General features: G+C 67.6%; 22 protein-coding genes. 16 read left to right on the top strand and 6 right to left on the bottom strand.

All coding sequences use genetic code 11. From position 1 onward, the window contains the following. Window positions 1–65 precede the first annotated feature (65 nt). From glpK to NKJ07_RS07845, 4 genes are all read left to right on the top strand, one after another. Window positions 66–1,613: a glycerol kinase GlpK gene (glpK, locus tag NKJ07_RS07860; RefSeq protein ID WP_318570033.1), complete on the top strand. Its 1,548-nt coding sequence runs from the start codon at window positions 66–68 to the stop codon at window positions 1,611–1,613. Beyond that, a complete protein-coding gene (locus NKJ07_RS07855) occupies window positions 1,614–2,708 on the top strand; it encodes a DUF7973 family transport facilitator (protein WP_318570032.1) in 1,095 nt (364 codons plus the stop codon). It abuts the gene before it with no gap. Window positions 2,709–2,855: 147 nt separating this feature from the next. After that, the gene (locus NKJ07_RS07850; RefSeq protein WP_318570031.1) at window positions 2,856–4,028 is read left to right on the top strand and encodes a Cdc6/Cdc18 family protein; all 1,173 of its coding nucleotides are present in this window, start codon (window positions 2,856–2,858) and stop codon (window positions 4,026–4,028) included. 78 nt (window positions 4,029–4,106) lie between these two features. Then, a complete protein-coding gene (locus NKJ07_RS07845; RefSeq protein ID WP_318570030.1) occupies window positions 4,107–4,775 on the top strand; it encodes an HAD-IIB family hydrolase in 669 nt (222 codons plus the stop codon). Window positions 4,776–4,780: 5 nt separating this feature from the next. On the opposite strand, the gene cutA is transcribed toward NKJ07_RS07845, so the two are convergent. Genes cutA through NKJ07_RS07830 form a run of 3 tightly spaced genes read right to left on the bottom strand, consistent with a single transcriptional unit; the run spans window position 4,781 to window position 5,898 of the window. Then, window positions 4,781–5,089: a divalent-cation tolerance protein CutA gene (gene cutA / locus NKJ07_RS07840; RefSeq protein ID WP_318570029.1), complete on the bottom strand. Its 309-nt coding sequence runs from the start codon at window positions 5,087–5,089 to the stop codon at window positions 4,781–4,783. Window positions 5,090–5,091: 2 nt separating this feature from the next. After that, window positions 5,092–5,277, bottom strand: coding sequence for an HEWD family protein (locus tag NKJ07_RS07835; protein ID WP_318570028.1), 186 nt, complete (start codon window positions 5,275–5,277; stop codon window positions 5,092–5,094). Between the two features lie 36 nt (window positions 5,278–5,313). After that, window positions 5,314–5,898 carry a GNAT family N-acetyltransferase gene (locus NKJ07_RS07830; RefSeq protein ID WP_318570027.1) on the bottom strand — a complete coding sequence of 195 codons (585 nt, stop codon included), beginning with the start codon at window positions 5,896–5,898 and terminating at the stop codon, window positions 5,314–5,316. Window positions 5,899–5,925: 27 nt separating this feature from the next. Between NKJ07_RS07830 and NKJ07_RS07825 the strand changes: the two genes are divergently transcribed. Then, window positions 5,926–6,486: a class I SAM-dependent methyltransferase gene (locus NKJ07_RS07825; protein WP_318570026.1), complete on the top strand. Its 561-nt coding sequence runs from the start codon at window positions 5,926–5,928 to the stop codon at window positions 6,484–6,486. 181 nt (window positions 6,487–6,667) lie between these two features. After that, complete coding sequence (locus NKJ07_RS07820) at window positions 6,668–6,823, top strand: rubrerythrin-like domain-containing protein (protein WP_318570025.1); 156 nt, start codon at window positions 6,668–6,670, stop codon at window positions 6,821–6,823. Window positions 6,824–6,875: 52 nt separating this feature from the next. On the opposite strand, the gene NKJ07_RS07815 is transcribed toward NKJ07_RS07820, so the two are convergent. The 3 genes from NKJ07_RS07815 to aglM form a co-directional block, all read right to left on the bottom strand. Beyond that, a complete protein-coding gene (locus NKJ07_RS07815; protein ID WP_318570024.1) occupies window positions 6,876–7,853 on the bottom strand; it encodes a DUF368 domain-containing protein in 978 nt (325 codons plus the stop codon). Window position 7,854: 1 nt separating this feature from the next. Beyond that, complete coding sequence (locus NKJ07_RS07810; protein WP_318570023.1) at window positions 7,855–11,091, bottom strand: oligosaccharyl transferase, archaeosortase A system-associated; 3,237 nt, start codon at window positions 11,089–11,091, stop codon at window positions 7,855–7,857. Between the two features lie 191 nt (window positions 11,092–11,282). Beyond that, complete coding sequence (gene aglM, locus NKJ07_RS07805) at window positions 11,283–12,587, bottom strand: UDP-glucose 6-dehydrogenase AglM (RefSeq protein WP_318570022.1); 1,305 nt, start codon at window positions 12,585–12,587, stop codon at window positions 11,283–11,285. 181 nt (window positions 12,588–12,768) lie between these two features. Between aglM and aglG the strand changes: the two genes are divergently transcribed. The 10 genes from aglG to NKJ07_RS07755 all read left to right on the top strand — a co-directional run bounded on the left by aglG (window position 12,769) and on the right by NKJ07_RS07755 (window position 23,933). After that, window positions 12,769–13,698 carry a glucosyl-dolichyl phosphate glucuronosyltransferase gene (aglG, locus tag NKJ07_RS07800; protein WP_318570021.1) on the top strand — a complete coding sequence of 310 codons (930 nt, stop codon included), beginning with the start codon at window positions 12,769–12,771 and terminating at the stop codon, window positions 13,696–13,698. Window positions 13,699–13,715: 17 nt separating this feature from the next. Next, window positions 13,716–14,909: a glycosyltransferase family 4 protein gene (locus tag NKJ07_RS07795; protein ID WP_318570020.1), complete on the top strand. Its 1,194-nt coding sequence runs from the start codon at window positions 13,716–13,718 to the stop codon at window positions 14,907–14,909. Further along, window positions 14,909–16,120 carry a glycosyltransferase family 4 protein gene (locus tag NKJ07_RS07790; protein ID WP_318570019.1) on the top strand — a complete coding sequence of 404 codons (1,212 nt, stop codon included), beginning with the start codon at window positions 14,909–14,911 and terminating at the stop codon, window positions 16,118–16,120. Before NKJ07_RS07795 ends, NKJ07_RS07790 begins: the two co-directional genes overlap by 1 nt. A gap of 1 nt (window position 16,121) precedes the next feature. After that, window positions 16,122–18,032 carry an asparagine synthase (glutamine-hydrolyzing) gene (asnB, locus tag NKJ07_RS07785; RefSeq protein ID WP_318570018.1) on the top strand — a complete coding sequence of 637 codons (1,911 nt, stop codon included), beginning with the start codon at window positions 16,122–16,124 and terminating at the stop codon, window positions 18,030–18,032. Next, window positions 18,029–18,817 carry an FkbM family methyltransferase gene (locus NKJ07_RS07780; protein ID WP_318570017.1) on the top strand — a complete coding sequence of 263 codons (789 nt, stop codon included), beginning with the start codon at window positions 18,029–18,031 and terminating at the stop codon, window positions 18,815–18,817. The genes asnB and NKJ07_RS07780 overlap by 4 nt, the downstream gene beginning before the upstream one ends. A gap of 7 nt (window positions 18,818–18,824) precedes the next feature. Further along, window positions 18,825–19,454, top strand: a complete 630-nt coding sequence (locus tag NKJ07_RS07775; protein WP_318570016.1) for a hypothetical protein — start codon at window positions 18,825–18,827, stop codon at window positions 19,452–19,454. Between the two features lie 62 nt (window positions 19,455–19,516). Continuing rightward, entirely contained in the window at window positions 19,517–20,509 is a 993-nt protein-coding gene (locus tag NKJ07_RS07770) for a transposase (RefSeq protein ID WP_318566693.1), read from the top strand. 10 nt (window positions 20,510–20,519) lie between these two features. Next, on the top strand, window positions 20,520–21,779 hold the full coding sequence (locus tag NKJ07_RS07765) for a hypothetical protein (RefSeq protein ID WP_318570015.1): 1,260 nt from the start codon (window positions 20,520–20,522) through the stop codon (window positions 21,777–21,779). Window positions 21,780–21,924: 145 nt separating this feature from the next. Beyond that, a complete protein-coding gene (locus NKJ07_RS07760) occupies window positions 21,925–22,866 on the top strand; it encodes an alkaline phosphatase family protein (RefSeq protein ID WP_318570014.1) in 942 nt (313 codons plus the stop codon). A 62-nt stretch (window positions 22,867–22,928) separates the two neighbouring features. Continuing rightward, a complete protein-coding gene (locus NKJ07_RS07755) occupies window positions 22,929–23,933 on the top strand; it encodes a glycosyltransferase family 2 protein (RefSeq protein ID WP_318570013.1) in 1,005 nt (334 codons plus the stop codon). Window positions 23,934–23,951: the final 18 nt, after the last annotated feature.

Below are 23,951 nucleotides of genomic sequence, written 5' to 3'. Positions count from 1 at the left end.
GATACTGCCGGACCTCAGATAAAGAAACGTCCGGCACGGGCTGGCACACACAGGGTGCTACAACAATGAGTCAGGACACATACGTCGGTGCGATCGACCAAGGGACGACAGGAACGCGCTTCATGGTGTTCGATCACGCGGGTGAAGTGATCGCGAACGCCTACGAGAAGCACGAACAGATCTACCCCGAGCCGGGCTGGGTAGAGCACGACGCGACGGAGATCTGGCGGAACACGAAGCACGTCATCAACACGGCGCTCGACGAGGCCGGCCTCGACGCCGAGCAGCTCGAAGCGCTCGGCATCACGAACCAGCGCGAGACGACCGTGGTGTGGGACGCCGAGACGGGAAAGCCGGTCCACAACGCGCTCGTCTGGCAGGACCGCCGGACCACGGACCGCGTCGAAGAGATCCAGGAGGAGGACAAGGTCGAGTGGATCCGTGGCAAGACCGGTCTGGAGTGTGACGCGTACTTCTCTGCGACGAAGGCCGAGTGGATCCTCGACAACGCGGACCCGATCAAGCTGTCGCGCTCGCGGCCCGAAGACATCCGCGACCGCGCCGAGGCCGGCGAACTGATGATGGGGACGATCGACTCGTGGCTGATCTACAAGCTCACGGGCAACCACATCACGGACGTCACCAACGCCTCGCGGACGATGCTGTACAACATCCACGACAACGAGTGGGACGAGGAGCTCCTCGAGGAGTTCAACGTCCCTGCCTCGATGCTGCCCGAGGTCCGCCCGTCGTCGGACGACGAGTACTACGGCAGCACGGGCGAGACGTCACCCGACTTCCTCGACGCCGACATCCCAGTCGCCGGCGCACTCGGCGACCAGCAGGCCGCGCTGTTCGGCCAGACCTGCTTCGACGAGGGTGACGCGAAGAACACCTACGGCACCGGTTCGTTCATGCTGATGAATACCGGGAACGAGGCTGTCGCCTCCGAGCACGGTCTCCTCACTACGATCGGCTTCCAGCGGTCCGGCGAGCCGGTCCAGTACGCCCTTGAGGGGGCGATCTTCATCACCGGCGCGGCGATCGAGTGGCTCGAGGACATGACACTCATCGACAGCGCCGCCGAGACCGAAGAGCTCGCGCGCTCGGTTGAATCCACGGACGATGTCTACGTCGTCCCCGCGTTCGCCGGGCTCGGCGCGCCGCACTGGGACGGCCGTGCTCGCGGGACCATCGTCGGCATGACGCGTGGGACGCGGCGCGAACACGTCGTCCGCGCGACGCTCGAATCCATCGCGTACCAGACGCGCGACGTCGCCGAGGCGATGGAGGCCGACTCCGGCATCGACATGGGTGCGCTCCGCGTCGACGGCGGTGCAGTGAAGAACAACTTCCTTTGCCAACTGCAGGCGGACATCATAGACACCGACATCGTGCGCCCGGTCGTCGACGAGACCACCGCCCTCGGCTCCGCGTACGCCGCGGGGCTCGCGGTGGGCTACTGGGACACGATCGACGAACTCCGCGACAACTGGCAGGTCGACCGCGAGTTCGAGCCCGACGACGACGCCGACTACGAGTCGAACTACGAGCGCTGGAACGAGGCGGTCGCCCGCTCGGAGGACTGGGCTCGCGACGGTGGTGACGACTAGATGACGTTCCTCCTGCAAGCCTCGGCGATCATCGACGCCATCGCGAACCCCGGGCTGTTGCTCGCGGCGTTTGCAGGCGGTGCGTTCGGTGCGGCGATCGGCGCCCTGCCGGCGTTCTGTTTCACCGGCTTCATGGTCATCGCCGGTGAGGCGGCCAACCTCGCGGTGAGCGCGGTCGGGAGCGCCGAGGCCGTCTCGGCCGCCAACCTGGGCGCGCCGGGCATCACCGGTTCCATCGCGTTCGGGACCGTGTTCGGTCCACACATCTCCTTCGCCGGCGGTGCGGCCGCCGCGGCCTACGCCGCGAAGAAGGGGTACATGGACGAGTTCGGCTTCGACTACCACGAGGCGAAGAACATCCCGGCGGCGCTGGGGACCCAGCCCGACGTGCTCGTTGTGGGTGGGCTCTTCGGCATCCTCGGGTACATCATCACGGCCATCTCGGGGACGGTCGGTCTCCCGTGGGACCCGATCGCCATCGCCGTCGTCCTCTCGGCGGTCGCACACCGCCTCGTGTTCGGCTACGATCTGATCGGGACCGTCCGCGGCGGCGGCCTCTTCGACATGGGGCCGTTCGAGCGCGGCGAGATGCGGTCGAGTGGCGGTGCGGCCGCCACCGACGGCGGCGAGGTCAAAGAACGCCTGGCGGTCGAGCCGTGGCTCGGCCACCAGTACGAGTGGGGTAACGTCGCCATGATCGGCCTCGTGGCCGGTCTCCTCGGCGGCGTCATCGCGCTGACGACCGGGAGTGCGTTCCTTGGCTTCGGGATCAGCGCCGCGTCGCTGACGTTCCTCAACCTCGGCGTCGCGAAGATCCCAGTGACCCATCACATCACGCTCCCCGCCTCGACGGCCGCCCTGGCCGTCACGGGCGGTGCCGCCGAAGTCGGCGCGGCCGCGATGGTCGTCGCCGGTGTCTTCGGTGTCAGTGGCGCCCTCACCGGCGAGGTCGTCCAGCGGATCTTCTACGCACACGCCGACACGCACTTCGACCCGCCGGCCGCGGCCATCGTGGTGAACACGCTCGTCATCGCGCTCCTGGCCATCGCTGGCGTCTTCAGCACCAGCGTCTGGGTTCCGACGCTGGGGCTGTAGTCGCCCTCGCCGTTCCGGCGTGGCTCCGATCTGACGAATCGTTCTCCGACCGTGCTTTCGACGGCTCTCTCAGAAGACGTGTCGCAGCAGCATCGACCCGGTAGCGCACGACAGACCCGTCACGTGACACCCCGCACCACACCCGGCATGGACCTCGACGAACGCATCGAACGACGTCGACGCGGCGAGAGCGAACGCGCACTCGTCCGTGATTTCGACGTACTGAGCCCCGTCACCCACCTGGCCGAGCCGAACGGACGCGGGCCAGTCCTCGAACGCCTGCTCGACGTGCTCGATCCGACGTTCGATAGCGGACAGCCCGACGACGCGTACGTCTGGGGCCCCAAGGGTGCCGGCAAGTCGGCGGTCATCAGCGCACTGTTCGGGCGGCTCTCCGAACAGAACAACCGGCGCCGGTCGACGATCCTCACGACCACCCGCGCCGTCGCGCCGCCGACCACGGCGTTCGTCTACGTCGACGCTCGGTACGCCACCAGCGAGTTCGCGCTGTACCACGACGTACTCGACAGCATCGTCGAGGAGTCGGTCCCGGAGGGTGGGGTCGGGACGGCCGACCTCCGCGACCGACTCGACGACGAACTCAGCGGCTCGACGCAGGCCGTCGTCGCGGTCGACCACCTCGACGAGTCCGACACGTTCTCCGTCGAACGTCTCTCGGAACTGCTCGACCTGCCCGCCGTCTCGTACGTCGCGGTCGGCCGCGAGCCGCCGGGAGAGGACTCCGACCCGGTCGCGGCCGGCGTCACCGAGACGGTCGAAGTGGCGCGGTACGAACGGCACGCGCTGGTCGACCTGCTCACCCAGCGAGCCTCGCTCGGCCTCGCGCGCGGCGCGCTGTCGCACGGCGACATCCGCGACGTGGCGTCGTGGGCCGACGGCGACGCCCACGACGCCCTCGCGGCCGTCTGTGGCGCGGCAGACCACGCGCTCGAACGCGGCGCGAACCGGATCAGGACGGCCGACCTCGAGGTCGGGATGGAGGCGGTCCCGTGGCAGTCCGTGTCGCTCGGTCGCGTCCTCGCCCTGCCGGTGAACCGCCAGCGGATCCTGCTTCGACTCCTCGACCTTGACGCGGCCTCGGTGTCGTCGGTCACCGCCGCGACGGACGCGCTCACCGCCGACCCCCAGGTCGGCCTCTCGGCGACCACGGTCAAGCGCGTCCTCTACGAACTCGCGGAGGCCGGCATCGTCAAACGGGTCGAGACCGAGGGAGATAACGGACTCGGCCGGCCACCGAGTCGGCTCGAACCGCAGTTCCCGACCCGCGTCTTCCGGCGACTGGTCGACGCGACTGTCTGACCGGCTCTCGCCGCCGCACGCCCGCCGAGCCGACGGGCGAACGACGCTTCTTTCACCGCCGCCCGCCGACCGACGGGCATGACACCACCCCTCGCGCTCGACATCGACGGGACGCTCACCACGCCCGGCGGTGCCGTTGATCCGCGCGCCTTCGACGTGCTTCCGGCGTGGGACGCGCCGGTCGTCCTCGCCACGGGGAAGTCGTTCCCGTATCCGATCGCCCTCTGTCACTTCGTCGGGATTCCCGAGACGGTCGTCGCCGAAAACGGCGGCGTCGTCTGTGTCGGCGACACCGTCCGGTTCGCCGGCGACCGCGCGCGCGCCGAACGCGTGATCGAGACGTTCGAAGCCCGCGGCGGCGACACCGGTTGGGGCGACGCCGACCTCGCAAACCGGTGGCGCGAGACGGAACTCATCGTCTCGATGGCGGCCGACGAGAGCCTCCTCCGGGAGGTCGCCGCCGAGTACGAGATGGAGGTGGTCGACACCGGCTACGCGTACCACGTGAAGACGCCCGGCGTCGAGAAGGGGAACGGCCTCGAACTCGTCGCGGCGGAACTCGGCGTCGACCCCGGGACGTTCGTCGCCGTCGGTGACAGCGAGAACGACGCGTCGACGTTCGCGGTCGCGGGCCGGTCGTTCGCGGTGGCGAACGCCGACCCGGTCGCCGGAGAAGCCGCCGACGTCGTGCTCGACGCGGGCTACATGGACGGCACGCTCGCAGTGCTGGAGTCGGTCCGCACGTAGGGTGGTCAGTCCGTCCGCGTCGACGCCTCGATCCAGGAGCCGAACTCGTCGAGCACGTCCGCCTCGTCGAACCGCTCGACGCAGGGGACGTCGTACGGGTGACAGTCGACGACGCGAGCGACGAGGTCGTCGTACCGCTCGTCGGTGGTCTTCAACAGCAGGATCACCTCGTCGTCCTCGACCACCTCGCCCGCCCAGCGGTACGTCGATTCACAGCGCACGCGGTTGACGCAGGCGGCGAGTCGCTCCTCGACGACCGTCCGAGCGATCTCGCCCGCCGCGTCGGGCGGCGCGGTGACGTACGCCGTCGGCACGATCAGTCCTCGAAGGGGGCGAACCGCCCGTTGATGTCCCACTCGTGGATACAGTAGGTGTTGCCGGCGCGTCGCTCGCCGTCCTCGACGACGATCCGCCAGCTTTCGGCCGTCGTGTCCCAGATCTCCCGACGGCCGCACCGTTCGCAGGCACGGTCGGTCGGCCGTCGCAGGTCGCCGTGAGTCATACGGACAGCGCCGTTCGCCAGGGATTTAACCCTGTCTCAGTCCGCCGTGCGGTCCCCGTCGGCGTCGGCGGCGACCGCACGGTCGACGCCGGGCGAGAGCGCACAGAGCGGTCCCAGCGGCGCCACGAGGACGACCACCTCGAATGAGAGCCCCTCCAGCCTCGTCACCCGCCGCTCGCGGAGGGTGAACCCGTGGCGGTCGTAGAACGCACGACCGACGGCGTTGGCCGCCATGACGACCGCCCGGAGCGTCCCCGCGGGGTGGAGGCGTCTGGCCGTCGCCCCCAACAGCGCCGTCCCCACGCCACGGCCCCACGCGCCGGGGTGGACGTACAGTCGCGACAGCGCGCCGTCGCCGCCGGCCACGTGCCGCCCCTGGGCGAACCCGATCACGCCCGACGCACGCTCGGCGACGACGAACGGACCGCGGTCGGCGATCTCACGCCTGAGGTCGCCCGGGGCGTACCAGGCGTCGACGAGGCGGTCGACGGCCGCGGCTCCGAGCCGGTCGTCGTACGCGGCGTGCCAGGACGGGCCGGCGACGGCACGGATCGCGGCTCCGTCGGTGGGGTCGGCGTCGCGGACGCTGAACACGACTCTTCGCGCGCGTTCCGGAGGCATTAGGCTACCGCCGCCCGTCCCCTCGGTATGGGCTTTCACACGTTCGACGTCGACCGCGCCGACGCGCTCGAAGACCCCGGGCGGTACCGCTTTTGCTCGCGCGAGGAGTTGCTCTCGCTCGTCGACCCCGCGCCGACGGACGTCGTCGCGGATCTCGGGAGCGGGACGGGCTTTTACACCGACGAGCTCGCGCCGTTCGTGGAGACGCTGTACGCCGTCGACGTCCAGACGGCGATGCACGACATCTACCGCGAGCAGGGGCTCCCCGAACCCGTCGACCTCGTCACCGCCGAGGTCGCGGACCTCCCCTTTGCCGACGACACGCTCGACGCCGCGTTCTCGACGATGACCTACCACGAGTTCGCCACCGACGAGTCGCTGGCCGAACTCGCCCGCGTGGTCCGTCCCGGCGGCCGTGTCGTCACCGTCGACTGGTCCGCCGAAGGTGACGGGGTCGACGGGCCGCCGACCGACGAACGGTACGCCCTCGGTCACGCCGTCTCCGCGTTCGCCGACGCCGGCTTCGTGACGACCCACGCCGTCGACCGCCGCGAGACGTTCGTCTGCGTCGTTCGCCGCGAGGCCTGACCGGTCCGGGATCGGTACCGACGGTCGCGATCCGTGGTGACGAAGCCGGGACCCCGACGCCCCGAACTGAATAGACGTTTATCCAATTTTCCTCCAGTGTTTGCGCGTTGCATTATGACATTATATCGTTAATGGAGGTATAGGGAGAAGGATTAAGCCGTTGTCCAGACATCCGTATGACATGGTACTGCACAACGCCTCGATCGACCCGCACAAGAGTACACACGGCTACTACGAGTGTCAGGCCTGTGGGGCCCGGACGACGAGCGACCACCGCTTGGAGACGTGCCCCGCCTGCGGCGGCGACGTCCGGAACATCGCCGTCGCCCGCGAGTAACGAACCCGGCCGCCGCCCTGCTGGTTCTTTTCTGCCGCGTGCTCCGTTTCCGTTACGCCGCGTCCGACCCGTCGCCGAGTCCCAACGACGTGCTCCGCTCGACGAGGACGACGATCACGCCGCCGACCACCGCGGCGGCGAGGAACGTGCCGACGAGCTCCGGCGTCCAGCCGCGGTTGGCCTCGGCGAGCCGACGGCTCACGTCGGCGATCGGTGCGCGCAACGCACCCACGATGAGGCTGACGAGGAAGGCGAGCGTCGCCTCGCGGCGGCGGCTGAGCGCCCACTGGACGACGTGTGAGGTGGTGAACAGCCCAACGAGCGCCCCAGTGACGAACGTCACGACGGTGACGAGCGAGGGGCCGAGACCGGGGACACTCCCCCCGAGCGCGACCGCCAACAGCCCGTCGACCGCCTCCCGCAGCGTCCCGATCATGAACTCGTACTGGCCGATGAGGATGAGGATGAGCGACCCGGAGATACCGGGCAGGACGAGCGCGCTGACGGCGATCATACCGGCGAAAAAGGTCACCAGCGGACGGTGACCGAACGCCGCGGCGGCGCGTCCGGAGACGACGAACGCGAAGGAGAAGCCCGCGACCGCGGCGACCACACGGCCCCGCGTGTCGAACTGCACGTCGCTCCACAACACCACCGCCGAGGCGGCGATCAGCCCGAAGAAGAAGCCGAACGTGAGCACGGGTACCGTCTCGATGGCCGTGTCGACGACCCGCGTGACCGTGATGACGGCCGTCACGACGCCCGTTCCCAGCACCGCCAGGAACACGAGGTCCATCTCGCGGGCGGCTCGCCACGCGTCGGCCCGCGTCTCACCGGGCACGACGACCCCCAGGAACTCCCGCAACCGACCGGGGGAGACGGCGGTGATCGCGCCGATGAGCCGTTCGTAGATGCCCGTCACGAGGGCGATCGTCCCGCCCGAGACGCCCGGCACCGCGTCGGCGGTCCCCATACAGATCCCCTTCAGGTAGATGATGAGCCAGCCGAGGGCCGCGTCGCGGCGGTTCATCTCAGCGGACGCGCGCTGCGGGATCGATCGGAGCGGACGGCGCAACGCGCTCGGCGGTCGCGTCGGACGCCGGCTCCGCCGGCGCGTCCGCCGCGCCGGTCGCGGTCGTCGACGGCGTGGTCGGTGCCGTTGGGGTCGTCGGTGTCGTCGGCTCGACACCGGCCTCGACGTCGCTGAACGACAGTTCGTTCGTCTCGCGCTCGAGGGTCACGTCGACCGTCCCCTGCTGGTCGCCGTTGACCTGTCCCTCGCTCACGGTGAGGTTCGACCGGTACTGCTCGACGCCCGCGGAGCCGTTGAGTTCGACGAGTTCGCCGGGCGTGCTGATAGTGTACGGGCCGGTCGCGCGGACGCTCACGTTGGTGTACCCGTTGTCCGGTCCGTAGTCGTCGTAGCCGGTCGTCGAGTACGGTAGCACCATCGTGAACTCGCCGTCGGCGTTCGCCTGCGCCTGCTGTCGGTAGGTGAAGGTGTAGTTGCCGGTCGGGGCGCGCATCTCGACCTCGGCGGTCACGTTCGCGTTCGGCGGTGCACCGCTCCCCTCGACGCGCGCACCCGGAACCCGCTCGAACGTCTTCAGCCACGAGGGGTTCGTGACGAACGTTCGGGCCGCCGGATAGCCCGTCAGCTGCTGGGTGAGGAGGTACTGCCGCTGGTACGACCCCGAACTGACCGCCGACTCGTTGCTGACCTTCACGAGCCGGTAGTGTTGTAGTGCTGGCACTCGCTCGGAGGGCAACGCACCGATACCGCCGACCTGGGCGCTCCCGTCTTGCTCGACGTACGCGCGCGCCTGGGTCATGTTCCGGAACTCGCGGACGCTGTCCGTCCGGTTACTCGGGAACGTCCGAACATCGATGTTCTGGCCGGTCTGGGTCTGCGCCTGGCGGTTCTCCCAGTCGACCACGACGGGCCGCGGCTCGACCGCGCTCCCGTGGTAGTGGTACAGCCGGATCATCTGGCTCTCGTAGTACCGCTGGTCGCGGACGGTGATGCTCCCGCGGAAGTTCTGGGTATACATCTGGTTGACGAAGTCCTCGCGGGAGACGTTCTGCTCGTCGTAGAAGACGACCGGCGCGCCGAACTTCGAGTTGGGCGAGGCCATCTGCCAGTCGACCATGACGAACCGCGTGTCGTTGCCCTCCTCGCTCTGTCGGGCCAACACCGTCTCTGCCTGCTCCTCCGTGGGCGCGAGCAGGTAGTTCGCGGCTTCACGCGCCCCCTCCTGGAACGGGTTGGCGTTCGGGATCCGCTCGCCGCGGACCGTGATCCAGTGGCCGTAGTCCCACCACGACTGGACGCCGTACGCCCCATCCGGGTACGCGAAGTCCTCGGTTCGCTCGAACGTGCCGTAGTAGTCCATCTCGTTCGACGCGCCGCCGAGGGTCCCCTCCGCGGGCGTCTCGTTCGCCATCCACCGGAGGCTCCCGTCCCACTCGAGGACGCTCCCGGGGGCGTTCCCCTGGGCCGTCTCCCACGCGGTCGTGCTGCTGTCGAACTCTGGGTTGCCCGTGTTGCGGACGTTTAGCGGAACCACGAGCACCGGCGCGAGGACGAGCATGACGACGACGCCGACAGTGATGACCTGCCACGCGCTGATCTCCGACACCGACTTCGGGAGCGACTGGAGGTCGATCATGCGTAGGAGTTCGCCGAGCAGGTGCGCGTTCATCACCGCGACGACCACGGCGAGGTAGTAGTTGAACCGGACCTGCGTGAACGCTGCCGCCGTGATGAACGCCGCCCAGACGACGATCAGCAGGCGGTCGGAGTCGTAGTCCGTGAGCAACGTCGCGCCGACGAGCAGAAGCGCCACGACGATGAGGCTGGTGACCTGCGAGTTCAGCCCGACGAAGTCGCCGATCGTGCCGAACACGCTCGGAACGAGAAAGATCAACGCAACGACGGCGAGCGCCCCGCCGACGTACGCCAACTGGCGCGTCTCCCCCTCGTCGACGAGCGGCTTGGCGAGCAGCCAGACCGCGGCCGCGACGCCAGTGAAGAGGGTGAAGCCGTACTCCAGGAGGATCCGCCCCGTCGCGTCGACGGACTGCTGCTGGAGGGTGCCGGGCGAGAGGAACGCCTGTGCCTCGCCGATGGTACGAGTCGCGGCCGCCTGCGAGAAGCCGACGATGCGGAAGAGGCCACCCTGGACGGCGTCGAGCGTCGAGGGGACCACGAGCGCGACGACGCCGAATCCGATGACGGCGACGCCGAACACGCCGAGTGGGAACAGCGCCGGGTCGACGTCGCGGTGCTCCCACTGGCGGGCGAGCCACGCGAAGCCGACGGCGCTGGCGGCGACCGCGGCCGGGGCAGCCACCTGGAGGAGCGAGAACTCGGCCGACGCGAACGACAGCGTCTGCAGCGGGATCAACATGAGGACGGCCGTGACGCCGCCCGCGACCGCGCCGACGAACGCGATGGGGTCGGGCGTCCGGCCGGCGACGACCGTGCTCGCGATCTTGAGCGGGAGGAAGACGCCGAAGATCCCGACGAGGAGGATGCCCGGCGGCCACACCCACATGTAGCCCGCCATCGCCACGCCGGCGAGGGCGGCGTAGATCGCCGGTCGGCGGAGTTCGTCGACCTCCCGGGCGGTGACGAGTTCCCAGATCGGCTTCTCCTCCGCGGCGACCGAGAGCGCGACGACGAGCGCCAGCACGGCGAGCGCCTGGAAGAACGGCTCCGCCCCGTTGTGGTCGGCGAAGCCGACGATCGTCCGCTGGAGGAACGTCCCGGGCAGGAGCGCCAGGATGACCACGCCGAACAGGCCGCCGGCGCGACCACCGAGGCGCGCGCCGAGGTAGTACGTCGGGATCACCGCGAGCGCACCGAACGCCACGGGGGCGACGAGAAGCGTCGTCGAGACGAGCGACTGACTGGGCGATCCGAACCCGACGACGAGCGCAACCGTGGCGACGATCTGGTCGTACAGCGTCCCGAACTGCCCGACGCTCGTTCCGTACGGGAAGTACGTCCAGGGGTCGAACGGCATCGTCGCCGGCCAGTTCCGGACCGTGTAGTTCACCTCACGCAGGTGGTACCATGCGTCGTTTCCGCGGAAGTAAACCGTCCCGTCCTGCGTGAACGTGTCCATCCGTTGGAGGCGGATGGCCACCATGAACGCCATCGCCACGAAGAGAACGGGGACGTGGAACCAGTCTTCGAAGGTGTCGAGGACGGACTGCCCGTCGGCGACGGACACCTCCTCGGCACGCTCGCTACGCTGACTCATTGTTCGTGTGGACCGCCATCGCGCGCATAAGCCTTGTGAAACGCCACGCGTCGTGGGGTTACGCCGACGTACGCACCGGCGTGCGGTGTTCTCTCGCCCCGTCTGGCGGCCGCCGATCAGTGACTCCGACCGGCGTCCCCGCACGACGAAGGACCGTCAGCGTCAGCCGGTGTCGCCCGGCGTCCGCACGCTCACCAGGTCAACCCCTCGTAGACGATCCCCTCGCGGGGTTCGACGCAGTGGCGACCGTCGAGGACGAGCGGCGTGGCCATCGCGTCGAACGCGGCGTCGAGCGCCGCGTACGCCGGCCAGGCGGTCGCCACGATGCAGGCGTGTGCGCCGTCGAGCGCTTCTTCCGGCGTGTCGACGGCCGCGAAGTCGAGGTCGGGGAACGACGCCCGGAACGTCTCGACCGCGGCGGGGTCGTGGGCGACGACCTCCGCACCCCGCTCGGAGAGCCCGCGGAGGAGCGCCGCCGACCGCGTCTCCCGAACGTCGTCGGTGCCGGGCTTGAACGCCAGTCCGAGCAGTGCGACCCGTTTCCCCGCGACGTCGACGTGGTCGTCGAGGAGCGACAGCAGCCGCTGGGGCATCAGGTCGTTCACCTCGACGGCGGCGCTCAACATGGGCGGCTCGTAGCCCGCGTCCCGCGCGGCGGCGGTGATGGCCGCGACGTCCTTCGGGAAACACGATCCGCCCCAGCCGAGCCCCGAGTCGAGGAAGGCACGCTGGATGCGGTCGTCGAGCCCCATCGCGTCGGCGATCTCGTATGTGTCGACCCCGAGTTCCTTGCAGATGTTCCCGAGATCGTTGATGAGCGAAACCTTCGCCGCGAGGAAGGCGTTGTTCGCGTACTTCATCATCTCAGCCTCCCTCGTTCCCGTCTCGACGACCGTCGTCTCGCTCCGTTCCGTGAGCGACTCGTAGAGCGCGCGCTGGTCGCGAAGGGTCCGGTCGTCGTCTGCTCCGAGAACGACCTTGTCGGGGTCGAGGAAGTCGGCCACCGCGGTCCCCTCGCGGAGGAACTCGGGGTTCATCCCCACCCCGACCGTCTCGCCGAGCGTCTTGCCGCTCGCGGCCTCGATCGTGGGCGCAATCAGGTCTTGGGTCGTCCCCGGAACGACCGTGCTCTTGACGACGACCGTGTGCCACCCCTCCTTCGCGGCGAGCGTCTCCCCGAGCTGTTCGGCTCCGGCCTCCATGATCGAGAGGTCGATGCGTCCGCTGGCGTCGGAGGGCGTCGGGAGGGCGACGAACGTCACGTCCGTCTCGAGCACCGCCTCGTAGTCGGTCGTCGCCCGGAGCCGCCCCGTGTCGGTGACGTGTCGCGCGACGAGCTCCGGCAGTCGGTCCTCGTGGATCGGTGGCTTCCCGTCGTTGATCGTGTCGACGATACCCTCGTCGATGTCGACGTTGACGACGTCGTGGCCGAGATCGGCCAGACAGGCCGCGAGCGTCGTCCCCACGTAGCCGCTCCCGATGACGCTGATCTGCATGACTGTCCGTCGAACGAGCAGTGAGAAAAAGCCGCCGTCTATCGGCGACCTGGAGTGGGCCACGCCGTCCCAGCGATGGGACCGGCCGATCCATCCGTTCGACCGACCCGTCCGTTCGACCGACGCGCGTCACCGGCGAAGACGAGAAGACATATGAGACGCGGTCGAGAGATGCCGCCCAGTGAAGGTTTCCGTCGTCATCTGCACGTACTCGCCGGCGGTGTTCGACCACTTCGTCGACGCCGCCAACAGCCTCTTGGCGCAGACGTACGACGACGTCGAACTGGTGGTCGTCGTCGACGGCGACGAGACGCTCGCCGGGCAGGTTCGAGATCGGTACGGGAGCCACGACGACGTCGTGATCCACTGCAACGACCGGAACAGGGGGCTCTCGGAGAGCCGCAACGTCGGGGTCGATCTCGCCGCCGGCGACGTCGTCGCGTTCATGGATGACGACGCCGTCGCCCACCCCGACTGGATCGAGCGCCTCGTCGACCTGTACGACCACCACGGCGCCGTCGCGGCCGGCGGGCGGATGGCCGGTCGGTGGGTCGCCGGGCGGCCGTCGTTCCTCCCCGCGGAGTTCGACTGGCTCGTCGGCGTCACCCACCGCGGCTTCCCGACCGACGAGCAGGAGGTGCGCAACACGTTCGGCTCGAACATCTCCTTTCGGCGCGAGGTGTTCGAGGAACTCGGTGGGTTCGAGACGAACCTGGGACGCTCGGGGGAGAAGAACCTCCAGGGCGAGGAGACGGAGTTCGCCGCACGGGTGCGAGAGCGGTACGGACAGGGCGTCTGGTACGACCCCGACGCCGTCGTCGAACACAAGGTGTTCGACTACCGGACCGACCCACGGTGGCTCGTCGACCGCGCGTTCTGGCAGGGGTACTCGAAGCGGACCATGGCGACGATTCTCCCAGACAACGACGACGACGAGGAGACCGACTTCCTCCGGTTTCTCCTCACGGAGTCGCTCCCCGGGCGGGCCGCCTCGCTCGTGCGGTCGCCGTCGGTCGCCGACGGGCTCCAACTGCTCTCGCTCCTCGCGTTCACCGCCCTCGTCGGCCTCGGCTACCTCTACGCGATCGTCCAGGCTGTCCGCACCGACTGAGTCCCACTACGACACCAATGCACGCACCCGACGACGCTCACACGACGACTGACGACGCGCCACTCGACGGCGCAGCGGAACCGACCGCCGCGGTCGACGGCGTGACGATCGCGCTGTTTTTCACCTTCGGCGTGACGATACGCGCGTGGTTCGAAGACGGCATGCTCGACCGCGAGGTGGCCGTCTACAACCGCCTCGCCGATCACGCCGACCACGTCTACCTCTTCACGTACGGCGACGCGTCCGACCGCGCGTACACGGACCACCTCGCCGACAACGTGGAGATCGTCCCGAAGCGCCGCGTCCACAACGACCTGCTGTACTCGTTTCTCGCCCCCCTCGTCCACTACCGGCTCCTCCGGGAGGTCGACGTGGTGAAGACGAACCAGATGCTCGGTTCGTGGACCGCGCTTCTCGCGAAGTACCTCTGCGGTCCGGCGCTGGTCGTCCGGACGGGCTACGTCCTCTCGACGTTCTACGACGAACTCGACAAGCCGCTCCCGATCCGCGTCGTGGCGACCACGCTCGAGGCGGTGGCGTACTGCTTCGCAGACGCCGTGTTCACCTCCTCTCCCCGCGGGCACGCGTCCGTCGAAGACCGGTACTGGGTTCGCGGCGAACATCTCATGCTCCCGAACTACATCGAGACCGACGTCTTCCGGCCGATAGACGTCGAGACACGCCCGAACAGCCTCTGTTTCGTGGGCCGACTCGCTCCACAGAAGAACCTTCGCGCGCTCGTCCGCGCTCTCGGCCCGACGCCGTACCGCCTGACGGTCGTCGGGGACGGAGCACTCCGCGACGATCTGGCCGAGCTGGCCGACGAGGTCGGTGCCGACGTGACCTTCGTGGGGCGGGTCCCGAACCACGACCTCCCGGCGCTGTTGAACGAACACGAGGCGTTCGTCCTCCCGTCGAAGTTCGAAGGGATGCCGAAAACCCTGCTCGAAGCGATGTCCTGCGGGCTGGCGGTCGTCGGCACCGACGTACAGGGGATCAACGAGGTTGTCACCCACGGGACGGACGGACTGCTCTGTGAGACCGATCCAGCGTCGCTTCGGGCGGCGATCGATAGAGTGATCACCGACGCGGCGCTCCGGGAGGAACTGGGGACGAACGCCCGGCGGACGATCGATACGGAGTACAGCCTCGACACGATCGCCGGGCGTGAGGCGGCGCTGTACGGGCGGCTCGTTCGGGAGGAGAGTTGATGCGGGTCGCCGTCGTCAGTTCGGGTCACGTTCCCTCGCAGTGGGCACACAGTGTCGCGGTCGCGAAGAACGCCAACGGCTTCGCACAACTGGGACACGACGTCGAACTGCTCACCGTCGAGCGGCTGTCCGAGAGACGACACCGCCGCGAGGTATCGTCCGTGACCGACTACTACGGGATCGACTCGTCGATCGACGTCCGCTTTTTCACCGACCGGACGCCGTACTACCTTCGCGACGTCTGGCCACTGGGGCTCGCGCTCGACGCGCTGACGTACGCGACGTTCGGGGCCGCCCGGCGGGTGGCCGACCCCGAACGCGCCATCGTCGACCGCTGCGTCGACGCGGGCGTCGACGTCTGCTACTGCCGGTCGTACCGAGCGGTCAACTACGCCGTCGAACGCGGTGTCCCGACCGTCATGGAGACACACACGCCGCGCATCCGGAAACCGTCGCTCAAACGAGCCGTTCGCAACAGCACGTCGCCGGAGTTCCGCCTGCTCGTGACGATCTCCGAGCGGCTGAAGACGAACTTCGTCGACGCTGGCGTCCCCGAGGAGAAGGTCGCTGTCCTGCAAGACGGCGTCGACTTGGCGCAGTTCGACGCCGCGCCCGACAAGCACACTGCCCGGGAGCGGGTGTCGCTCCCGCAGGACAGCGACGTCGTGATGTACCTCGGCTCGCTACACGCCGACAAGGGGATCGAACACGTCCTGCGCGTCGCCGCGCGCCTGCCCGACCGACGGTTCCAACTCGTCGGTGGCTCCGACGACGACGTCGCGAAGTGGCGCGGTGTGGCGGCCGACCTCAACGCCGAGAACGCTCACTTCTCGGGCCACGTCGAGAACTGCCTCGTCCCGACGTACCTCGCGGCCGCCGACGTGCTGTTGATGCCGTACGACACCGAACGAGAGGTCACGTTGATGGATCTGGAGTCGACGTCGCCGCTGAAACTGTTCGAGTATCTCGCGTCGAGGCGGCCGGTCGTCTCCAGCGACATTCCCGCTGTCAGCCGAACCGTCGAACACGAACAGGACGCGCTGCTCGCGGCGCCGAACGACATCGACGAACTGGCCGCGTTCGTCGAACGCGCCCTCGACGACGAGGCGCTGGCCGACCGGCTCTCGCGGAACGCTTATGAGACGGCGACACGGTACTCATGGCGTGACCGGTGTAAGCGAATCCTGTCCCTGGCAGGGGTGACCGAGTGAGATGTGTGGCATCACCGGTGAAATCGCGGCCGACCCCCTCGATCTCGACCTGTTCGACGCGATGCTCGACGAACTCACCCACCGAGGGCCCGACGGGCGTGGCGTCTACACGAGCGACGACGAGCGCGTGGCACTCGGCTCGCGCCGCCTCTCGATCATCGACACGAGCGCGGCGGGGGACATGCCACTCACGAACGAGACGGGCGACGTCTGGATCGTCTACAACGGCGAGACGTACAACTACCAGCCCGTCCGCGAGGAGCTACAGGCGCGGGGTCACGAGTTCACCAGCGAGACCGACACCGAAGTCATCCTCCACGCCTACGAGGAGTGGGGGACCGACTGCGTCGAGCGGTTCCGGGGGATGTTCGTCTTCGCCATCTGGGACGAACGCGAGGAGCGACTGGTCGTCGCCCGCGACCGCCTGGGTATCAAGCCGTGTTACTACTACGACGTCGACGATCGGTTCGTCTTCGCCTCGGAACTGAAGTCGATCGTCCGAGACCCCGCCGTCCCGCGGGAGGTCGACCCGGCGGCCGTCCACGACTTCCTGCTGTACCGGTACGTGCCGGCTCCCCGATCGATCTGGCAGGGCATCCGGAAGCTCCCACCCGGCCACCTCCTCGTCCACGAGGACGGCACGACGGAGCTCACGGAGTACTGGAGCCTCGACGAGGCGGTCGACGCTCGACGAGCCGAGTTGGATCGAGCAGACGACCCCGAGGCCGTCGTCGAAGGACTGCTCGACGACGCGGTCGCAGAACACCTCGTCAGCGACGTCCCGCTGAGCGTCCTCCTGAGCGGGGGACTAGATTCGAGTCTCGTGACGGCCTTCGCCAGCCGCCACCTCGACGAGACCTCGACCTACTCGCTGGGGTTCGACGGGACCGACGACGAACTCCCGCACGCTCGCACCGTCGCGGGCGCGTTCGGGACGGCCCACACGGAACGAACGCTCTCCTCGCAGGACCTGTCGGACCTCGCCGAACGGCTCATGTACTACTACGACGAGCCGATCGGCGACAGTTCGATCTTCCCGACGTTCATGATCATGGAGGCGATCAGCGAGGAGTTCAAAGTCGCGCTCTCGGGTGACGGTGGCGACGAGGCCTTCGCCGGCTACAACTGGTACAGCCGGCACCGCCGGTACGAGGCACTCGGCGACTTCGCGGGGCTGTTCGGCGCGCTCGACGGGCTCCTGGGGGTCGTCCCGTCGTCGCTCGACAACCGGTACGTCGACGCGGTTCGCTCGCGGCTCGAACCTTTCGACCGCTCGGGCCTCGACCGGTACCGACATCTCATGGCGCCGCGGTTCGAGACGAGCGAGGTGACGGAGCTGTTGAGCGACGACCTGGCGGCGGAACTGAGCGACGCCGACGACGTGCTCGCGGCGCGAGCGTCGTCCGGACTCGACTCCATCCCCGACCTGCAACGGTTCGACGCACAGACGTTCATGGTCGATGATATCCTGGTGAAAGTCGACCGCGCGAGCATGGCAAACTCCCTGGAGGTGCGGGTCCCGTTCCTCGATCACCGACTGCTCACGTACACGCTCGCGCTCGACGAGGAGACGCTGTTCGACGACGGGGAGAAGAAACACCTGCTGAAGCGAGTCGCCCGCCGGGTGTTGCCGGATTCGATCCTCGACCGGGAGAAACAGGGTTTTTCAGCCCCGCTCGACGAACTGGGGTTCATCGACGAACATCTCCACCTCGTCCGGAACTCCCGGGCGGCCGCAGACGGCGTCTTCGAACAGGACGCGCTCGACGCCCTGCTCGCGAGGTCGACCGGGAGTGCGCGCGACCAGGCGAAGCTCTGGCTGCTCATCTCGTTCGAGCTGTGGTATCGGGAGTGGGCCAACCCCGCCGACTCCGACTCGGCGCCCGAACGTGTGCGGTCTCCATCGACATGACTGGCAACGATCAACGGGTACCGGATCGCAGCCTCGTCGACACGCTCGGCGGCGTCAAGGAGTCGATCCTTAACCCCTTGTACGGCCGACTGGCCGAGTTCCGCGGTGATATCGTCACCTACCACGGTGTCACCCTTGACCTCGAACCGCCGGTCGTCACGCGGCGGATCAAGGCGGCGATCGCACGCAACCACTACGAGATCGGCGAGAAACAGCTGCTGGATCGCTACCTGGATCGCTCGACGCCACTCGTCGAACTCGGCGGCGGGCTCGGGTTCATCGGGGCGTACACCGATCGACTACTCGACCCGGGGACGACTCACGTCGTGGTTGAGGCCAACGAACGGTTGATTCCGGTGTTGGAGGACACCCGCCGCCGGAACGACGCCGCCTTCGAGATCGTCCACGGCGCGTATGCGCCGGGTCAATCAACGGCGACGCTGTACACGCACCCGCACTTCTGGAGCAACTCGACGCGGAGTTCGTCCGACGCGGGCGTCGAGGTCCCTGCGACCTCGCTTCGCGAACTTCGCGAACGGTTCGACCTCGACGAGTTCGCGCTGATCGTCGACATCGAGGGTGCCGAGGTCGACCTGCTCGACGAACTGGCCCTCGTCGAAGAGTACTGCTCGCTGCTGGTACTCGAACTCCACGACACGAAGTCCGAACATACGGAGATCGCCGACGACATCGTCGCGCTTCGCGAACGGCTCGACGCCTCGTCGATGACGCTGGTCGAAGCGGACGAGACGAAACGGGTGTACCGGGCGAACGAAACAGAGTAGCGTTACGATGATCCTCCGCGAACTCCTCAGCCAGTTCCCGACACAGCTGTTGCGGCTGGCGTTCTTCCTGTGTTTCTTTGCCGCCGCGGGTGTGGCGATCTACTTCCGCGACCGCTCGGTCTCGCGCCAGGGGTTCATCGCGCTATTTTTGGTCTTCCTCCTGTTGAGCGGGTCGACCGGGCTGTTCGCGTGGCCCTTCTTCAACTGGCACCTGTATCCGGGCGAGCGCTCCACCGAGGAGTCGTTCTACGAGCTCCGCGTGGTCGACGCCGACGGTGACGAGCTGAAATACGACGCCCGGGCGGCTCCACCGATCCTCGCGACGCCGGTCAAGCGGTTGACCGCACAGATGGCGACGGAGTACACGGCGGAGCAACGGCGGCAGATGGGCTGTTATCTCCTCGACCGGGCGCGGTCGTACAGGGCCGAAGTCGGCGAGCCGTCGATCGTCGAGGCGGTGAAGTTCCCGCGGCATCAGTTCGGGTTCCGGTGGCAGCCGCGGCACCTCGACGGAATCGATCGCATCACGGCTGTCCGTGGGTACGCCGTCACCGTCGGGGTCACCCCCGACGGTCGCGAACTGGAACGGTACGACGCCGAGGCAGCGTTCACGGTTCACGGAGACGAATGCTCGTAAACTACTGGGAGGGTGTCATAGAACGATTAGCACACCAAAGAGCAGGGTGAACGCTGAGGTGGATGAGTTCAGCGACCCTGCAAGATGATCCTTCGGTAGACTCGTTCTTCAATGCCGTGGAGACAGAGACGCTAGCGCTGTTCGAGCACCTCTCTTTCGAGTTTCTCGAAGAGTTCGACGTGTTCGCCCCGGCGAAGACGGGGCGAACACGAGACCACGAACCACCAGAACTGATGCGTGGCTTTCTCCACTGCTACTACAAGGACATCTACGGCATTCGTCCCGTTGAACGAGAGCTTCGGAACACGGTCGTCTGGCTGAGCTGTGGATTCGATCGACCGCCGTCGAGAGACGCGGTCGATCGCTTTCTCACCGATCTTGAACACGTCGTTGACAAGGTGTTCGACCACCTCGTCGAGCAGGCCGCCCGGCGCGGCCTGCTCGACTTGACCTACTGTATCGATTCAACAGACGTGAGGGCGATGCCCGCCGATCCAGACGCCTCAAAGTGCTACGATCCAACCGACGACGAGTACTACTACGGCTACGGCTGTACGATCGTCTCGACCGGGCAAAAGATCCCGATCGGAGCGGAGTTCACCGAGAGTAAGCAAGCGCCAGAAGAGACGGCGATGCGCGTCACGCGTGACGCGCTCGCCGTCGCCACACCGATCTGGATGGTCGGTGACAGCGCCTACGACACGCTCGACTGGCACGACCACCTGCTGACCGCAGGGGTCGTGCCAGTCGCTCCATACAACGCCCGGAACGCTGATGACCCGAAAGACATTGAGTACAGGGTCGAAGACCGCATCACCGAACACGGCGAGGACGTTCAGTTGAAGCAGTCCACGTTGGATGAGACGTACAACCGCCGTAGTGGAGTCGAACGAACCAACGAATCAGTGAAGGACTGCGGCCTCGGGCGAACGCACGCCCGAGGCCGCGTCCACGCACGGGCGCAGGTATTTCTCGCCCTGTGCCTTCGCCTCGTCGTCGCAATCACCAACTACGAACGTGGAGACAATCCGGGAAGTACCGTGATCACGGTGTGAGAACTCTTCTATGACACCCTCAAACTACTGGCGCAACCCGGATCGAGCGAGCCCGGTGAACCTCGCAGTCGTTCGGGTGCTCACAGGGCTCTACGCCGTCTGGAAGCTGCTCTCGTACGAGTGGCTCGCGCTCTCGACGTATCCGTACGTCGTCTTCGCCGAGAGCCCGCACGCGTACCTCGTCTCCCCGGTCGTACTGGACGTGCTCCCGGCGCTCGTCGCGGTCACAGTCGGTCTCATTTTGGCCGTCGTCGTCGGGTACCGACTCGCCGCGACCGGCTTTCTGAGTGCGGTACTCCTCGCGTACCTCAGCGGTGTCCACTACGCCGTTTCGAACCAGGGGAGCACGTTCCTCCCGGTCGTGTACCTGCTCTTGCTCTTCGCACTGTTCAGTTCGGAAGACCGCCTCTCGGTGGACGCGATCCGGCGCACGGCCGGGTGGTCGACGGCCTCGCTCAACAGACGCCTCACCACCGACACGCCCGAGACCTACCGTCACTCCGCGTTGCAGTGGACGCTGCTCGTCGTCGCGTTCGTCTACTTCTTCACCGGGCTGGGCAAGATCCTCGACGGCGGGGCCCAGTGGGCCACCGCAGGGAACCTCTCACGCACTATCCTCACCGACTCGTACATGTATCTCGACGGGGTTCCGCCCGTGGGCCGGTTCATCATCGAACACGAGGTCCTGGCGCTCGGCGCGGGCGCGGGGACGCTCGTTCTCGAACTCGGGTTCGTCTTCGTCGTCGTGCTCGGCGCCCCGCTGTGGCCCGCCGTGGTTGGGCTGTTGGGGATGCACACCTTCATCGCGGTCGGGATGCACATCCTCTTTTTCGATCAGTACCTACTGTTCACGCTGTTCCTGCCGTGGGACGACATCTACGGCCGCCTCTGGCGGCCCGAACCACTGACCGTCCTGTACGACGACGACTGTCACGTCTGCGCCCGGTTGCTGTACCCGTTCGAACTGCTCGACGTCGACGACAGCATCGAGTTCGTCACGCCGGCGACCGCTCCGGAGCGGTGTCCATCGGAGGTCGACGCCCCTCCAACGACGGCGGTGTCCGTCTTCGACGAACGTGGAGACGGATCCCACGGCTACCGTGCCCTTCGCTACCTGGCCGTTCACTCACGTGTCCTCGCACCCCTCGGCTGGGCGATGGGGATCGGCCCGTGTGCGACGCTGTGCCAGTCGGCGTACGACCGCGCTACCGCCGATCGGGCGCAGCAAGCAGATCAGGGTGCAGAGAATCGCTCTTCGGAAGAGGTGTGATCGGCCCGGCGACTCGGGCTCTCGACCCGGTGCGTTCTGGCTCGGAGACGCCCGCTTCGCTCTCGAACGACGGGACCGAGCGTCGTCGGTCACATCGGAGACGAGTGTGAGGGCTTAACTGAATCGACGCGGAACCGGGTAGCGAATGAAAGTCGCGATCCTCGGACTGGACTCATTGGATGTGGACCGGGTTCGGGACCGATACGACCTCCCGACGCTCCGCCTCGCCGAGAACGCGAAACTCGACCTGGAAGGACTCACGGGGGCGGAGGTCCACACGAAGATCATCTGGCCCATCCTGCTGGACGGGAACCACCCGAACCACGGCGACGCCGAGGTGTCCACGCCGCAGCGGCTCTCACGTCTCGCACGCTCGGTGGGACTCCCCGAGGGCGTCCGCCAGCGACTCGGGAGCCTCTTCGACGAGATCCGCGTCTTCGACGAGATCGGTCGGAGTCTCACCGTCGCCGACTCCTTTCTCGCCGCGGCCGACACGCCGGCGGCGATCAGCGTCCCGGGGCTCTCGGAGATGACGGTCGCGACCGAGGTCCGAAGCGCCCTCTCCGGGCAGATGCGCGCGGAGTCGATCCAGCCGACCCGAGGGTTCTGGCACGCCTGCGAGGTGGAACACGAGGTCAAACGGGCGGCGACGCTGGCGGCGCTCGACGAGACGGACGTGGTGATGACTCACTTCTACGCGCTGGACGCGGTCCAGCACGTCGCACAGAACACGGACGAAGCGCGGGTCGAAGCCTGGTACCGTCGGTACGCGGACCTCGTCGAGGAGGTGTGCGACGCGGTCGGCGACGACGGTGTCGTCGTCCTCCTCTCCGATCACGGGATGGTCGACGGGGTCCACGGTCCGGATGGTAAGGGCGCGTACGCCTACGCGGCGAGCAGTCGGCCGCTCGGAATCGACGACGGCACGCCCATCAGCGAGGTTCCGTCCGTGCTTCGGAGCCTCGTTGCGGACGCGACGACGGCGAACCTCGACCGGAACACCGATACGGACGAGGAAGCGCCTCTCGGAGACGAGTCGGTCGCCGCCGAACGCCGACAGCATCTCGAAGACCTGGGGTACTTCTGATCGGACGGGGACGCGAGCCGAGACCGAATAGCTGATACGCCCCGTTCGGGAACATCCCCGTCGTGACGGGCCCACCGCGCGTCAGTGTCCTCATGGGCGTGTACAACGGCCTCCCGTACCTCAGGGAGTCGATCGAGAGCGTCCTCGACCAGACGTACGCGGACTTCGAGTTCCTCGTGATCGACGACGCCTCAACGGACGGAACGGCGGACGTCGTCGCGGAGTACGCAGAGGAGGACGACCGGATACGGCTGCTCCGGAACGAGGAGAACCGGGGACTGACGTGGTCGCTGAACCGCGCGCTCGACGCCGCCACCGGTGAGTTCGTCGCCCGCCAGGACGCCGACGACCGCTCGGAGCGCACCCGGTTCGAGCGCCAGGTCGCGTATCTCGACAGCCACCCGGACGTCGCCGTCGTCGGCACCGGGGCGCGACTCGTCGACGCGGCCGGCGAGACGGTCGACAGACGGCTCGTCCGATCGGACCCCTCGCTGGCCGACCTCCAGCGCAAGAACCATCTGATTCACGGGTCTGTCATGGGCCGACGGCGGGCGTTCGCCGACGTCGACGGCTACGACGAGTTCTTCAGGTACTCACAGGATTACGACCTGTGGCTCCGGCTGGCCGTGGATCACGAACTGGCGAACGTTGCCGACCCGCTGTACGTGCTCCGCGAACACGAGGAGAGCGTCTACTTCAGCCGGCGGGACGAGTCGACGCTGTACGCGTTTCTCGCGCGAGGACAGTCGACCGGCGTTCTCGATCCGGAGACCGTGGCCACGGTCCGCGCCGAGGGCATCGAGACGCTCTACGACCACCTGTCGGCCTCGCAGCGGGCGGCGTTCCACCGGGCGCTGGCCGCGCGGTATCTCCGGTACGGCCACCCCGAGATGGCCCGTTCGGAGGCCGAGGAGGCGATACGGCAGGCCGACCCCGCCACGAGCGCGTATCTGCCGTACGCGCTCAGTTTCGCGGGTCCGCGCGCGCTCGCCGCGCTCCGGTGGACCGTCCGAAGAGTGCTAAACCTGGCCACCGCGGTGCACAACGCCACCTGGGCCCAGCGATGACGACGGCCGACCGGACTC

Source organism: Salinigranum marinum, from assembly GCF_024228675.1.
In the GTDB taxonomy this organism is placed as follows: domain Archaea; phylum Halobacteriota; class Halobacteria; order Halobacteriales; family Haloferacaceae; genus Salinigranum; species Salinigranum marinum.
The sequence above is the reverse complement of the archived record's forward strand: the minus strand, read 5'-3'. Positions and strand labels throughout refer to the sequence as shown.